The organism is Nonomuraea sp. NPDC047529 (assembly GCF_040642995.1).
Lineage (GTDB): Bacteria > Actinomycetota > Actinomycetes > Streptosporangiales > Streptosporangiaceae > Nonomuraea.
Genome location: NZ_JBEYTJ010000001.1, coordinates 516463 through 530366, shown reverse-complemented (window position 1 = coordinate 530366; position 13904 = coordinate 516463). Strand labels below are relative to the sequence as shown.

16 protein-coding genes are annotated in these 13904 nt (G+C 66.6%); 10 read left to right on the top strand and 6 right to left on the bottom strand.

Annotated elements, in window-relative coordinates; all coding sequences use genetic code 11:
• Positions 1-30 precede the first annotated feature (30 nt).
• Positions 31-318 carry a hypothetical protein gene (locus ABZ815_RS02780; protein WP_357693240.1) on the bottom strand — a complete coding sequence of 96 codons (288 nt, stop codon included), beginning with the start codon at positions 316-318 and terminating at the stop codon, positions 31-33.
• Between the two features lie 239 nt (positions 319-557).
• On the opposite strand from ABZ815_RS02780, the gene ABZ815_RS02775 reads away from it, so the two are divergent.
• Positions 558-1244 carry a hypothetical protein gene (locus ABZ815_RS02775; RefSeq protein WP_357693238.1) on the top strand — a complete coding sequence of 229 codons (687 nt, stop codon included), beginning with the start codon at positions 558-560 and terminating at the stop codon, positions 1242-1244.
• Between the two features lie 241 nt (positions 1245-1485).
• On the opposite strand, the gene ABZ815_RS02770 is transcribed toward ABZ815_RS02775, so the two are convergent.
• Both ABZ815_RS02770 and ABZ815_RS02765 read right to left on the bottom strand, forming a co-directional pair.
• Complete coding sequence (locus ABZ815_RS02770; protein WP_357693236.1) at positions 1486-1740, bottom strand: immunity 53 family protein; 255 nt, start codon at positions 1738-1740, stop codon at positions 1486-1488.
• Positions 1741-1906: 166 nt separating this feature from the next.
• Positions 1907-2287 carry a hypothetical protein gene (locus tag ABZ815_RS02765; protein WP_357693234.1) on the bottom strand — a complete coding sequence of 127 codons (381 nt, stop codon included), beginning with the start codon at positions 2285-2287 and terminating at the stop codon, positions 1907-1909.
• Positions 2288-2761: 474 nt separating this feature from the next.
• Between ABZ815_RS02765 and ABZ815_RS02760 the strand changes: the two genes are divergently transcribed.
• Together ABZ815_RS02760 and ABZ815_RS02755 are read left to right on the top strand one after the other, a co-directional pair.
• Positions 2762-3961, top strand: coding sequence for a sensor histidine kinase (locus ABZ815_RS02760; protein ID WP_357693232.1), 1200 nt, complete (start codon positions 2762-2764; stop codon positions 3959-3961).
• A gap of 23 nt (positions 3962-3984) precedes the next feature.
• Entirely contained in the window at positions 3985-4656 is a 672-nt protein-coding gene (locus ABZ815_RS02755) for a response regulator transcription factor (protein WP_357693230.1), read from the top strand.
• Positions 4657-4871: 215 nt separating this feature from the next.
• Here ABZ815_RS02755 and ABZ815_RS02750 read toward each other — a convergent pair whose 3' ends face one another.
• Positions 4872-5282 carry a hypothetical protein gene (locus ABZ815_RS02750; RefSeq protein ID WP_357693228.1) on the bottom strand — a complete coding sequence of 137 codons (411 nt, stop codon included), beginning with the start codon at positions 5280-5282 and terminating at the stop codon, positions 4872-4874.
• A 636-nt stretch (positions 5283-5918) separates the two neighbouring features.
• On the opposite strand from ABZ815_RS02750, the gene ABZ815_RS02745 reads away from it, so the two are divergent.
• The 3 genes from ABZ815_RS02745 to ABZ815_RS02735 all read left to right on the top strand — a co-directional run bounded on the left by ABZ815_RS02745 (position 5919) and on the right by ABZ815_RS02735 (position 8483).
• Positions 5919-6386 (top strand): hypothetical protein, encoded by a 468-nt coding sequence (locus tag ABZ815_RS02745; protein WP_357693226.1) that lies wholly within the window; start codon positions 5919-5921, stop codon positions 6384-6386.
• Between the two features lie 343 nt (positions 6387-6729).
• Positions 6730-7299: an RNA polymerase sigma factor gene (locus ABZ815_RS02740; protein WP_357693224.1), complete on the top strand. Its 570-nt coding sequence runs from the start codon at positions 6730-6732 to the stop codon at positions 7297-7299.
• Positions 7296-8483 (top strand): CU044_5270 family protein, encoded by a 1188-nt coding sequence (locus ABZ815_RS02735; RefSeq protein ID WP_357693222.1) that lies wholly within the window; start codon positions 7296-7298, stop codon positions 8481-8483. Before ABZ815_RS02740 ends, ABZ815_RS02735 begins: the two co-directional genes overlap by 4 nt.
• Before the next feature lie 162 nt (positions 8484-8645).
• Here ABZ815_RS02735 and ABZ815_RS02730 read toward each other — a convergent pair whose 3' ends face one another.
• Positions 8646-9458 carry a TetR/AcrR family transcriptional regulator gene (locus ABZ815_RS02730; protein WP_357693220.1) on the bottom strand — a complete coding sequence of 271 codons (813 nt, stop codon included), beginning with the start codon at positions 9456-9458 and terminating at the stop codon, positions 8646-8648.
• Between the two features lie 70 nt (positions 9459-9528).
• Here ABZ815_RS02730 and ABZ815_RS02725 point away from each other — a divergent pair, with 70 nt between their 5' ends.
• Positions 9529-10233 carry a hypothetical protein gene (locus ABZ815_RS02725; RefSeq protein ID WP_357693218.1) on the top strand — a complete coding sequence of 235 codons (705 nt, stop codon included), beginning with the start codon at positions 9529-9531 and terminating at the stop codon, positions 10231-10233.
• Positions 10234-10661: 428 nt separating this feature from the next.
• Positions 10662-10979, top strand: coding sequence for a hypothetical protein (locus tag ABZ815_RS02720; RefSeq protein ID WP_357693216.1), 318 nt, complete (start codon positions 10662-10664; stop codon positions 10977-10979).
• 236 nt (positions 10980-11215) lie between these two features.
• Here ABZ815_RS02720 and trpS read toward each other — a convergent pair whose 3' ends face one another.
• Positions 11216-12196, bottom strand: a complete 981-nt coding sequence (gene trpS / locus ABZ815_RS02715) for a tryptophan--tRNA ligase (RefSeq protein WP_357693214.1) — start codon at positions 12194-12196, stop codon at positions 11216-11218.
• Positions 12197-12689: 493 nt separating this feature from the next.
• Between trpS and ABZ815_RS02710 the strand changes: the two genes are divergently transcribed.
• Positions 12690-12848, top strand: a complete 159-nt coding sequence (locus ABZ815_RS02710) for a hypothetical protein (RefSeq protein WP_357693212.1) — start codon at positions 12690-12692, stop codon at positions 12846-12848.
• 60 nt (positions 12849-12908) lie between these two features.
• Complete coding sequence (locus ABZ815_RS02705; RefSeq protein WP_357693210.1) at positions 12909-13796, top strand: permease-like cell division protein FtsX; 888 nt, start codon at positions 12909-12911, stop codon at positions 13794-13796.
• Positions 13797-13904: the final 108 nt, after the last annotated feature.

Here is a 13904-nt window from a genome sequence, read left to right as displayed (position 1 = left end):
CAGCCGCTACCTGCTTCAAGGCGACCATCGCTACATCATCGGTGAATGGTTGCGCTCGGGCAAGGCCGCCTTGTCGATGCAGAGCCGCTGCTGCGCCGCCGACAGCCAGTGATAGAAGCTGGAGCGGGCCACCCCGACGATCCGGCACAACCGAGCGCCGAACGCCTCCTCAACGAGGCGCAAGATCATCCAGCATCTGTTGGAGGCAGGACTCCTCGTACGTGGGTTCCCGGTCGTCGCCGGCCGCGCTTGCCCTTCGGGTGCCACCCGCATGCCGCCGGCCATGCTGCTCAGCTCGATCACGAGACGCTGTTTCAAGCTGCCTCCGGCGGGGCCTCAGGCTCCGGGATGATCACAGCCGCCACCAGGTCGTCACAGGCTGAGGTGGAGGCTGATCGTCCCGTCGCTATCGCCTCAGGACAAGCCCAAGCAGACCAAGGGCCGGGGGCGAAGGTCATTCTTCCAGCGGGGAGCTCCACCTTCACCCCCGGCCCTTGGCCCGCTTCCCTGCCGGGTGGGACGATGGCGACGGGATGATCAGGTGGGGAGGTACCGCGATGGGCATCACGGGGCGCAGGCGCGCTCTCTATCCGCCGGGAGCTGAAGAGGCTCTTGCTCTGGTGATCCATCGCGCCTTTCTTGAAATCCGGCACATGGTCCGATTCCGTGATCCGCTCTGGTTGGAGGACACCGCCACATCGCCTAAGGCGAAGGAGTATCTCCACAAGATTCACATGCTGTCCGACCTTGGCGACCAGCTTCCTGGGTGCCTGGCCAGCATGGTTCGACGACCGACATGGCGCCAGAAAATCTCGCAGAATCTGACCTACACCTGGAGAACTGCCGGGCGGGAGAAGCGCCAGTGGCTCCGGGAGGCTTTTCGAGAAGTCGGCTACGACCATCGTCACCTCTTTCCCGATCAGGGAGACAACGACAAGTACGACCAGGCGAGCGTGTTCGGTGAGCGCATCCGAAAGGCATTCCGGCCAGCGGCAGAAGCGGCGCTGACTGCGCAGGGGTACGACAAGGGGGCCTGGGGTGAAGATCCGTGGCACACGGTTGCAGAGATCCTCGGCCCACAAGGGCCGCGGCCTCATGTGATCTTCACCTTCATGGCTCGCTCCAGGCTGGCCCGATGGCGAAGAAGGTCACCGTTGCATGTGGCTGTAGACGTCGAGACGAATCATGCTGTGGTGCTTGGTCGAGAACCTGGGATTGCTCAGAACGATCTCGTCTCGCTCTGACCGTGCCGCAGATATCAGTTGCAGTTTGAGTTGCAATTCCAATCGGTTTGAGGGAGTTCCACGCAGGTCACCCCGCCCCGTCGGGCCACATGGAACGTCCTGGAACTAAGGTCATCCGTGCTTTTAATCCGCAGGGTCCAGGGTGAGGTGCACTTCTGAGGCGAGGCGACGTTGATGGGAGCATCAGAGGGAAGGCGAGACAGCACCGCCAGCGAAGTCCCGAAACGCCTCCAACATCTCACTAAGGTTGAGGGGGGCCGCATGCCCCTTCGAAGCTGGTGCCATCGCTCCAGACATATAGCCAGTCATCCTCAGTTCGCTCAACCACCAGGCGATCCAACGGGATCCCTGCGAGGGGCGTATCCATAAGGTTGATCTTCAAGTCCCATCCCGGGTTGTCCAGCGTGCCGATCTTCACGCCGTAGCCGTGCTCCCAGTCGCCGTCGCAGCAGGAGGCGTACCAAGGCTGAAGGAAGCTGAGTGCGTCCGGGATCATGTGGTGAGTCTGTCAGCCGTGCCCGCCGCGTGCCCGATAGGGCGGGAAGCAAGGGGGAACAGAGGGGAGCCACGGGGAACGCAATCAGCGCACTGAGCTCCGTTTGCGCTGATGGGGCAAGATCAGAGTGCGTCTTTGCAAGCAGGATGTCAGGAGTTCGAATCTCCTAGGCTCCACCAGCCAATACGCCGCTTCTCTGATCATGAGAAGCGGCGTTCGTGCCATTAACGTGCCATCGGCCTTTGGCGATCTTCTTTTGTTCGGCTTCTACGCGGGTGCTCTGGGCATCGGCGATTCTCTCGTCCGCGTCGCGTGTGGCGTGCTGGTAAATCAGCGCTGCGCGGTCGCTGTCGTGTCCCATGCGCGCCTTCAGGTCGGCCAGGCTTGCCCCTGACTGTGCCTGGTACGGCCAGCCGGTGCACTCGCTGTATTCGGGGCTCATCGGCCCGGCTCTCGAAAACTGGCGTACGAGGCGCTCGTGGATCGCCCATACCTGCTCGAAGTCTCGTGGCGTCATGTCCAGGTTGCAGGCGGTGGCCAGGCCCATCTTGGCGTTGTAACGCTCGCTGAACTCAGCCGACGTCTCCGACGCATCGCGTTGGAGACGTCGGGGACTGCGTCGGTGACGGCCGAGCGGTCACCTGCGGCGATGCCGGCGATGAGCCGTGCCGTGAGCGGCCAGATGTCGGAGGACTGGATGGCGAGGGCGGTGAAGTCACTGCCGGCGACCTCGCCGCCGTCGATCTTGAAGGGTTCGCTCTGGAGTTTGTCGCGCAGGGCCAGAAGCCGTGATCGTACGAAACCGATCCGGTCCCGGCAGAGGTCTTGCCGGGAGCGTCGCCGGGCACGGTGACCGTACTGGTGTGACCGCAGGTGTGGAGGTCGTGATTTTCATCGCACCGTACGGCTCCGCCCGAGGTCACTGCAGGTACGTCGAGGGCCGAGGTAGGCAAAAGCCCACCCAGAAGAGTCCGGGTGCCCTCACTGCTCGTAGATCACGAAATGCGTAGCATCTCCCGTCATGTACGAATCGGCGGCGCTGGCCGCGTTGCGAAGCTCTCCCGTGCGGTTCTGGTTCACGCGCTGGCCCTGGATGTCGCTGAAATATCTGGCGATCGGCGCCGCACTTTGCCTCGCGACCTTGTTGGCCTTCACCTTCATCGGCACCATTCCCTACTGGGTGCACTGGCTCGCCACCGCTGAGCGCCGCTGGGTGCGGCTGGCCGGGTTCCGGCCGATCCCCAGCCGCCCGCCGGGAGCCGGGCTCCCCGGCCTGCAGGAGCCGTTGCTGTGGCGTGAGATCGCGTTCGCGCTGGCGCACATGCTGATCGGCTGGGTCTCCTTCGTCGCCCTCTTGGCAGGGCCCGTCTTGGTCTTCGCGGCGATGGTGTCAGTGTTCGTGCTGGCGGGCGTGGATGTGCCGCTGATGCGGGAGCCCTCACAAGCGCCGTTGCTGGCGCTGGTGGGGCTGCTGATCGTGGTCGCCTCGCCGTACGTGGTGACGCTGGCGGCCTACGCTCAGGGAGCGCTGGCCATGGCATTGCTTTCGCCCCGGGCCGAAGAACTGCAGGCGCAGGTGGCGTCGTTGGCCAGGGCCAACATCGCCGAGCTGGAACGATTCGAGGGCGAGCGGCAGCGGATCGAACGCGACCTGCACGACGGCACCCAGCAGCACCTGGCCACTTCGGCGATGCGCCTGGGCATGCTCGAACTGGAAGTACGAGAGATGCTCCCGCCAGGGCCGGAGCAGGACTCGGCGCTGGAGTCGCTGGAGGCGGTCAGGAGAGAGAACGAACTGGCGCTGGACACGTTGCGCGACGTCGTACACGGGCTACGGCCACGCACGCTGATCGACGACGGCCTCGGCGCCGCCCTGCGCGAGCTGGCACGTCGCGTACCCGTCAAAACCACCGTCGACGCCGAGGGCGTCGGGCGCTTCTCCCTGCCGGTGGAGTCGTCTCTGTACTACATCGCCAGCGAGGCCGTCACCAACGCGATCAAGCACGCTACGCCGGACCACATTCACATCGAGCTGGCAGAGACTTCTGACAGGATCAGGCTGACGGTGTCCGACGACGGCCTCGGTGGTGCGAATTCGGCGCACGGCACTGGGATGGTCGGCATGTACGAGCGGGCCGTCCTGCTCTCAGGCGAGCTCATCGTCGACAGCCCACCGGCCGGGCCGACGAGGATCATCGCCGACATCCCACGTCCGTACTGATCAACATGACGCACAATGGCACCATGCGTGTAGTGATCGCCGAGGACGCGGCCCTGATGAGGGAAGGCCTGGTAGCACTGCTGCAACGCTTCGGCCACCAGGTCGTGCACGCGGCCGAGGACGCCGACGAACTGCTGGAGGCCGTCGCCGGCCACCGCCCCGACGTCGTGATCACCGATGTACGGATGCCGCCCCGCAACGTCGACGACGGACTGCGGGCCGCACTGGCGATCCGCGCCGAGCATCCGGACATCGGCATCCTGGTGCTGTCGCAGTATCTCGGTGACGCCTACGCGGCCAAATTGATCGCCGAGCCCGCGAACGGGCCTCGCCGTGGCGGCGCCGGCTATCTCCTCAAGGATCGCGTCGGCAGGGTCGCCGACTTCATGCAGTCCCTCGACGTCATCGCAGGCGGCGGCATCGTCATCGACCCCAAGGTCATCGGGCACCTCATGTCCTCCGGGCGCCCGCACGCGCTCGACATGCTCAGCGAGCGCGAACACGAGGTCCTGGGCCGGATGGCGACCGGGGAGAGCAACGCCCACATCGCCGCAGGCTTGCACGTCACCGAGGGCGCGGTCGTCAAGCACATCGGCAACATCTTCGCCAAACTGGGCCTCCAAGCCCAGGACGGCAATCGGCGCGTCCTGGCAGTCCTCACCTACCTCCAGGCGGCCCGGCCGGAAGATCCCTGATCAGGTCTCCTGCGGCGGTGGAGTGGCGGCGTTCGGGGAGCGAGACGGGACGGCTTTGAGGGGGTCGGATTGTGCGGTTGGGCGCGGCGGCGTGCTCCGGGCCTTCTGCCTGTTCGCCGTATCGACGGAGCGCATGGGCCGGGGTTGTGACGTCGCCGCGCAGACGCTGTCCTGCGATCGCACATGTGGGGCTGGCTACTTGTAGAAGTGAAAGGTCAGCGCTGGCCCACTGAGCCGGGCGGCTGATCGTCGTATGGGTTCGGCTCCCGCCACCATGTTTCGTCCTCGTCCCATTCCGTAGGCTCGGCCCACTGCTGGGCGCGCAGGACGATCTCGGCGGGAAGGCGTACAGAGTGGTCTCTTACATAGTGGGCCAGCCCTTGTGGCCACAGGAACACGCCGTCCGTGAGCTCCAGATTGCCGCTGGGCTCGTTACAGATCCGGCATGGTGAAGGGCCTGTTGCTCTGTAGGGAGCCTGTTGACCGCTCTCGAGGTAGAGAGCGAGCAGGTCGCGCTCTTCGGGGTCCCAGTCGGGATCGATCAACTCGTGCGGACGAGGCCGTTCCGGAGCTTCGGGACTCCACCAGTAGCCGATCATTCGCGCCGAGCCGTGGGCATCCACCATGAGGAGATGTTTGCAGATCAGGACTGGCCTTGGCCTCGTAAAGCGTCAGTCGGCGGGTGAGCTTGGCAGAATGAACCTGTGCGGCAGCCGGGCGAGGACGAGGCGCGGATGGGGGCTTGGCGGCTACTGCATGGGGCTTTGGAACGTTTGGCGTGGCAGGCGTCTGATCAGATCGCGTGGCTCGGATCAGTGACGTGCCCTGATGAGCTTGCTCTGGATTTCGATCACGCGTACAGGGTCTCGTGGATGGCGCGGGAGGCCGGCTGGATCGGCGACGAGCTGTCCGGGCATCTGGATGAGATCGATCGGCTCCTCGTAGAGTTGACGGAGGAAGGACCGGAGCCGTGGACCTCCGAGGGGCTGCGGAGTCATCCCACTTGGGCGCGTTTGAGAGTCCTCGCGGGTCGCGCTCTGAAGCTCATGCGTGCGGCTCCGTGGACGAGTGGATCAGAGCTCTGATCGTCGTGCCATTACGACACGAGTTCACAGCGGCGTGCGGCCTGGGGGCGGTTGGTTCCGGATGGCTTCGAAGGAGTTGCCGGCGTGTGGCCTGATCTGTGGACGGTCGTAGGAGAAGCTGATCGAGCGCGATGGGACTTTGCGCCGCTTGAGCCTGTCGGTCCACTGCGTTTCGGTATGAGCCCGCAGGAAGCGATTGCCGCGATGGAGGTACGGGGATTCACCTCCGATGCCGTCTCCCAGGTCGGCAAGGTCGGCCCCTTCGAACAGCTGCGCACGCGCTTTCGCGCCACGGACGCTCCGATGTACCGGGTGGATGTGGTGGCCTACTACCTCGGCTCGAAGGGACTGACCTGTGTTGTTGCCGACGCCTTGTCCGGACCTCAGGTCTCATTGGACGGGATCCGGCTCGTGGGTCGGCTGCCTTCAGAGCTTTCGGCCGAGCTCAGCGCCTACCTGGAGAGATCCGGCAGAGAAGTGAGCTTCACCGCTGAGGGTGACATCGGCTCAGAAGAGCTGGGGATGATCCCTCGTGCGCAGCGAGGCGGCGACATCCTGCTCACCCGGCTGGTTCTTGGGAGGCCCGACGACTGGGCCAACACCATGGACGACTGCATTCCGGCCGACGAGTGGCGCCTGAACTGAACCCCGTGTGAGACGTTCGTCTGCGGTCCTGTTCCTCGTCGCAGCACGGACACTGGATGTCTGTCTCCATCCGGTCAAGGATCTCTATCCCGTGATCGGCGACCGTGCACTCCACTATGTCGCGATACAGGCGTGTCAGTCCGTGGCGCCGTCTTCCATACCGGGCGAAGTACTGGTCGATGGCGGTCACGGCTTCCACGTCCAAGGTCATGCCGGCTCCTCTGCTGGGGTCTCGCGATGGTGCGCGTTCAGCTGATCATGATCGAAATCCCTGCGGGGTGTAAGAAGTCGGGCGGTTTGCGCACTTCCCTGGTAGTTGCCCACTGAGGGGAAGGGAGGACGCATGATCGAACCTGGTCTTCGTGACCGGTTCACCGTCTTGTACAGCTCCTGCTATTCGAGCGTGTACGCGTACGCCGTCAGCCGTGCGGGGCGGCAGCTCGCGGAGGAGGTGGCGAGTGAGACGTTCTGCGTCGCGTGGCGGCGGATCGACGACGTGCCGGACGAGGCGCTTCCGTGGCTGCTCGGCGTCGCCCGCAACGTGCTGCGGGAGTCCTACCGGGCGGAGGCCCGGCGTCAGTCGTTGGAGAACGAGCTGGCGGATTGGAGTTCGGCCACGGAGCTGACGGTGCGCGACGTCGCCGAGTCGGTCACCGAGAGGGCAGCCATTTTGCGGGGGCTCGCTGCGCTCTCCGATGAGGATCGTGAACTGCTCACGCTGGTCGCCTGGCATGGTCTGCGAGCCGCGGACGCGGCGAAGGTCGTCGGCTGTTCCACGGCCACGTATTTCGTCCGGTTGCATCGCGCCCGACGCAGGCTCCAGCGTGCACTGGCCGCCGCAGAGCCCCACGCGAGCACAGGCACTGTGTTCTCCTCCCGACCGCTGCCATCCGCAAAGGAGTCCACCCGGTGAAGAAGACCGATGTGATGAAGTCGCTCGCGGCCACTCGTCCGGCGTCGCTCAAGCCGGCGGACGATCCGGAACGGCTCGATCGGATCATCGCGGCCGCGACCACGCGGCCGTCCACGGAGGTCGGGGGGACGGACGCGCCGGAGCGCGTCCCAGTTCGGCGGCGGCGCCTGCTCTCTCCTGGCCGCTCCCTGCTCGGCCTGGCCGCGGCCGCCGCCGCGGTGGCGGTCATCGTCCCCGCGACGTTGTCCGACAGGACGATCTCTGTCGCGCCTCAGCCCAGTACGTCGGTGTACGTGACGGGCGAGCCGACCGCCCGGCAGATCCTGCTCGCCGCCGCCGTCGCCGTGGAGAAGGCCCCGGCGAGCGGCGACTACTGGCGTACCGCGACCGTCGACCGGTGGATGTTGACCGACCCCACCCGCAGCTACGTCCTTGAGGGAGGACGCTCCATGGAGGTGTGGCTGGCGAAGCGGCCGGATCTGCGGAGCTGGCGCGTCTGGCAGGTCCTCGGCGTCAAGCCCGCGACACCACAGGACGAGGCCGCCTGGCGGGACGCGGGGGCGCCCACCAGCTGGCGATATCCCAAGGACATGAAGACGGAGAACCTGTTCTCCGTCCCGTCCAAGCCGCTGGAGACGGCGGCAGGCGAGCGGACCGGCGAACAGCTTCACTGGAAGATGGCCGGTGTGCTCGCAGGGAAGCCGTTGACCTGGGAGGAGACGAGCGCGCTCCCGAGCGAGCCCGAGGCGCTCCGGACCTACCTGGAAGAGGGCGTCGGCAAGCTGGACCTGACCGGATCCGGCATGGACGTGGAGGAGGCGAAGGCGCACATCCTCCTCCGGAACTGTGTGGACATCATCAGTACGCTGCCGGCCTCGCCCGAGACCCGTGCGTCCGCGTACCGGATCCTTGCGTCGCTGCCCGGCATACGGGCTGAGGGGGAGATGACCGATCCGCTGGGCCGGCGCGGGGAGACGCTCGCCTATCAGGAGGAGATCGAGCCGGGCGTGTTCGCCCAGGTTCAGCTCGTGGTCGACCCCGGCGCCGGTCAGCTTCTCGCCGAAGTGCGGACGAACACCACCAAGCTTGAGAACGGGCGGCGGGCGGAGCTGCGTCTCTCGACCTCGTTCCAGGCGATCGGCTGGACCGACGAGCGTCCGGAACTGCCCGCGAAGAAGGACTGACTCACTTGCGGCGGGCAGGGCCGGAAGAGGGGCGGCGGTGCGTCGTCGTAGGCCTTGCCCGCTCAGGGAGCGGCGCAGACCGCCCAGAAGCGTGCGGTCGGTCCAGTGCAACCTGATGACACGGCGACGTCCCGTCACACCAGGCCGACTGCCATGGGATTCTCATCGCTGCACATATGCCTCGATGCCATCAAGAATCCTGGCAAGGCCGAATTCGAAGCCGTCGAGCGGGGCTTCGTCGGCGAGGAACATCGGATCCTCGATCGCGTCCGCGACGGCGTTCAGGTTGCGGGAGCGGAGTTGGCTGTCCAGGAACACGCGTACCGCGCGTACGGCTCGTTGCTGGTCGGGGTTCGCGCGGCGCAGCGCGGCCGGGGTCGGGGTGTTGCGCCGCAGGTTGGCGCCGTACCGGGCGTGGCTGTCGAGGAGGTACGCGCAGTTCAGCGTCTGCTGGGCCGCCATTCCGGTCGAGCCGAGCACGGTGATCAGGGCGTCCAGCCAGGCCGCGTTGTGCGGGGTCAGGGAGACGGTCGTCGGCACGTCCAGCAGCCAAGGACGTGAGAGGAAGCGTTCGAACAGCTGGCGTGCCCACAGCGCGGCCGCCTCTCGCCAGTCGCCGTCCGGCAGTGCGGGTGGGTCGCCCCAGGCGCGATCGGCCAGGAGCACGATGAGCTCGTCCTTGGAGCTGACGTAGCGGTACAGCGCGTTGGTGGTGACGCCGATCCGAGCGGCCACCTTCGGCAGCGAGGCGGCGGCGATGCCCTCCTCGTCGGCCAGTTCCGTCGCGACCGCGATGATCTTCTCGACGCTGTGCGCCGGCTTCGGGCCGCGCCGCCCCCCGGTGTCGACGACGCCCCAGGCCGCGGCCAGGCCCGGCGGCAGCGCCCCGAAGTCGGCGTCGTCGGCGTTCGCGCGATCAGGTGCGATCTCGCGATCTCGCGCAGAGTCGGGTCCGGGGCTCTTGCGTGGGGTCATGGCCGGCATCCTCTCGAAGATCTGAGAGAAATAGTAGACGGCTTACACAGTTGTTGTTACTGTGCATGCCATGAACACTTCACTGCTTACACAGATTCCGCTTCCGCCCACGGCTCGCCGCTGGATCGGCGTGGCCGCGATCCTCGGCGCCGTCTTCGCGATGGCCGAGCTCCCGCTCTACTTCGTCGTGCCTGCATGTGACCCTCCGGCCTGCAGCGTCGAGACCGGCGCGCTCATGCCGGACTGGCTGATCCTCACCCGTACGCTCTTCAACTTCTGTGCGCTCACGCTGTTCCTGGTGTTCATGAGCGGCGTCCGGTCCCTGATCACGCGGGCCGACGCCCGCTACGAATGGTTCGGGGCGGTCGCCGGCACCGCCGGCGTGGCGTGGACGATCATCGACATGGTCGCCAAGGGGATCGAAGGCAGCAATGCCATCAAGGCCGTCGAGGAGATCGACCCGACCCGTACCGTGCCCACCTACCTGCTCTACGGCTCCATGAGCCACCTGATGCTGGTCGTCTTCGGTGTCGCCTTCGGGTACGCGGTGCTGCGCACCGGCGCCCTCTCACGGTGGGTCGGCTGGTCGTCGTTCGGCATCGCCGCACTGCACCTGGCCGGGGTGCCGTCGATGTTCTTCGGCTTCAACTCGTCGGAGTTCTACGCCTCCAACGGCTGGGGGGCGGTCGCGATGTTCAACGGCATCGCCGCCATCTGGGTGGCGGCCGTCGGCGTCGCGACGCTGAGGCGCAAGCCTGCGCGGGCACTCGTCTGACGGCCGTCGCACAGGCGCGTACGCGTGGCGGGTTCGGCAGGTCGGATTCCGCCGACCCCGCCACCCATGCGTCGCCTCTGGGGTCCTCGCCCGACAGCGCTGCCGATGCCCGTACTGTGACCATCCGATGACGTTCACACATGGGGAGCGAGGCCATTAGTGCTGCACACATGGGTCAGTACCGCAGGAGGGCCGCTCATCGCCGTCCCGCAGTCCGAGCTCGACGGCTGGGCGGGTGTGGACGCCTGGACGGTACAGAGTCCGGGCCACCTACACCCACGACGAGAACAACTCAATGATCCTCGTCCAGCTCCAGCCGACCACCTGATCCTGGGGCGGCGGAGAGAGGGGGATCGATGGCCGTGTTCAGGACCGGCTCACCTCCGCGGCGCGAGAAACACACAAGAAGCGGCCTCCTGAGCCCCGCCTTGATCAACCTGGCTCTCGGCGTGCCCGCGACCATGCCCCTCTACCTGGCGTGGTGGCTGCTGACCGAGTACCTGCCGATGGACTGCCGGAGCACGGCAGACCTGCCCAAGCCGAACCTCGTCAACTGCAACTACACGACGCTCGATCACGCGAGCATCGTCATGTTCCTCCTGGTCGTGACCGGTATCGCCACGTTGGCGGCGATGATCGTGGTCGACGTCGTCCTCCCGCTCCGGCGCGGACGGGGGCTCGCGGCACGGCTGGGCACGGCCCTGCTCGTCCCGCTTCCATTCGCCCTCTGCCTGGCGCTGGCCTGAAGACGACCAGCAGCACCGCGACGTGATCAGCCGACGTCGGCGAGTGCGGCGAGCTCGCATACCACCGGCTGGCTGCCCGGGACCCACCTGTATCCGCACGGTCGTCTCTTCCTGCGGGTGCTCGGTCGGACGTGTGAAGGCTCCGACGGACCCAGTGTCCTGATCGGCGTATGACCCGCGACGTGACCGCCTCCGGAGCTGGGCCGGAGGCGGCGTGACGGGGAGGTGAGTGGCAGTCAGGCGGGGAGGAGGCCGATGGCTGCCTTGGTCTGGCGGATCTTGGTGCCGGCCAGGTCGCGGGCTCGTTCGGCGCCGGAGCGCAGGGCCTTCTGGACGTGGCCCGGGTCTTCCGACAGGTGCAGGTAGCGGTCGCGGATCGGGGTGAGGGTGGCCACCACCGCGTCGGCCACCGCCTGCTTGAGCTCGCCGTATCGGTCGAACTGGGATGCCAGGTCCGCGGGGGCGCGGTCGGTGCAGGCGGCCAGGATGGCCAGGAGGTTCGAGACGCCGGGTTTGCGGTCGGGATCGTACGCGACCGAGTTGTCCGCGTCGGTGACGGCACGCATCACCTTGCGCCGGAGCACGTCGGGGTCGTCGAGCAGGCGCAGGACGCCGCCCGGCGTGGCGGCTGACTTGCTCATCTTGTCGGTGGGGGAGGTCAGGTCCATGAGGCGGGCGGCCACCGGCGGATTGACCGTCGTGGGGACGGTGAAGACCGGGGCATATCGGGTGTTGAACCGCTGGGCGACGGTTCTGGCCAGTTCGACGTGCTGACGCTGGTCCTCGCCGACGGGGACCTGGTCGGTGTCGTACAGCAGGATGTCGGCGGCCATGAGGATCGGGTAGGTCAGCAGGGACATGCGTACCTGCTGCTGGCGGCTGGACTTCTCCTTGAACTGGATCATCCGCTGGGCCTCGCCGTAGCCCGTGGTGCATTCCAGCAGGTAGTGCAGTTCGGTGTGTTCCGGTACGTGCGACTGGACCAGGAACAGGCAGGACTCGGGGTCCGTGCCGGCGGCGAGCAGCAGGGTGGCGAATTCCAGGGTCCGCCGGTGCACCTGGGCGGGGTCGTGGTCCAGGGTGAGCGCGTGCAGGTCGGAGATGAAGACGACGGTGTCCGTGGTGGTCTGTTCGGCGATGATCGGTGCGATGGCGCCGAAGTAGTTGCCGAGGTGCAGGTCGCCGGACGGCGTGAAGCCTGTGAGACGTCGTGGCATCGGTGGAGCTCCCTCAGGTCGGGAGCCGCCTCTCGTCCTGGGACCGGCCGAGGTACGAGGACACCGACGAGCCGCCCGGGACTGGGCGGCCGCTTGGTGTTGGGTCTGCGCGGATGAGCAGTGCCGCCCTGTTAGGGGCGCCACCAACCGAGAAATGAGTGGATCATCCGCATGACGCCTACCGTACCACCCGGTTTGGAGCGGATGCGTCCTCGGGTTGGTGCTGGATATTCCTGACGGCTAAAGGGCAGGTTTGGTGGCATTTCGGGGGTTTGGTCCGGGATTATGCTGCCTGTGGCGATGCTTCGGTTGTTGGCAATCGGGTTTCTAGCCGGTGTCGTGGCGTTCCCGCTCCTGTGGCTGGAACGCGCGGACGGCTTTCAGCATGCGCGGATCGCGGCACTGTTGGCGCTGGGGGCGGGGCCCCTTTTTCGGAGTGCTTGTCGCCACTCAGGCGTGGGCCATGGGCCGATGGGTCGAGGGACGCGCCGAGGTGGACGATATCGACGCCGAAACCGTCCTGGCGTTTCTGGCGACCATTTCCGGGACGGTGACGACGGTCGTCGGCCTGTCCATCGTCCTGTTGCGATGGTCCGGTTATGATTCCCGAACCGCGCCGTTACGTCAGCGGCGTGCGCGCAGGCGCGGGTGAACGAATTCCGTCACGCACGGAACTCCGTTTCCGGGGCTGATCGGTGGAACGAGGAGTTCGGTGAAGTACTGGTTATGGCGGGTGCTGGTCGCGTTTGTCGTGGCGTTCTCAGGAATGGCGGGACAGGCCGTGGCGGCGCCCGGTCACGAAGGCGGTGTCGGTGACGACCTGGAGATCGCGGTCTTCCTGTGCGCGCCGTCCGCGGCCAGGTGTCACAAGCGGTACGCGACGGCGAAGCAGCGGCGGGAACTCGGGGCGTTCCTGAAGTCGGTGCCCGAGGTGACCGAGGTTCGGTTCGTGAGCCGGGCGGCGGCGTACGCGGCGTTCCGGCGGGAGTTCGCCGGCCGGAAGAAGACGCTGGCCGGGGTGCGGGCCAAGGACCTGCCGGAGTCGTTCCGGGTACGGGTGTCGGGGGTGGCCGATCGGGCTCGCGTTCTGGCCGCGGCGGAATCGCGGCCGGGGGTGTGGTGGGTCGTCGACCAGGCGGATGGCCGTTTCAAGACCCAGCCGTCCTGGAACGAGGATTTCTCTGTGCTGCTCTGCACGGGAACCTCGTTCACGAAGGGATGCGAGCGCGGGCGGGGCAGTGCGAACGACGCGGCTGCCACGGCGAAGGAGAAGAAGGCGATCGTCGCCGCCATCGAGCGGATTCCCGGCCTGGAATCGTACCTGTTCGAGGATCAGCAGACGGCGTATCGGAACTTCGTCGAGACGTACGCGGACGACGAGTCCCTGATCTTGGCCACCAGGATGTCGGACATGCCCATGAGATATCGGCTGTGGGTCCGGCCGAAGGGGAATCCCGGTTCCTGGGGCCACCGGCTGGCAGGCATGCCGGGGGTGAGCCAGGTGGACGACCTGGGGTGTCTGGCCGAAGGAGTGCGGTTCTGGCTGGAGTACGGGCTTGAGAATCACCGGTCCTGGACCAGGGAATGCGAGTTGCGCTGAGACAGGGTGGCCGCCGGTTCGAGCGTTTCGTTCAAGACCGGCGACACGATCGTGGACGTCGGCCGCGGTACCGGTTCACAGGCGATGCTGCTCCACCGTCCCGAACGG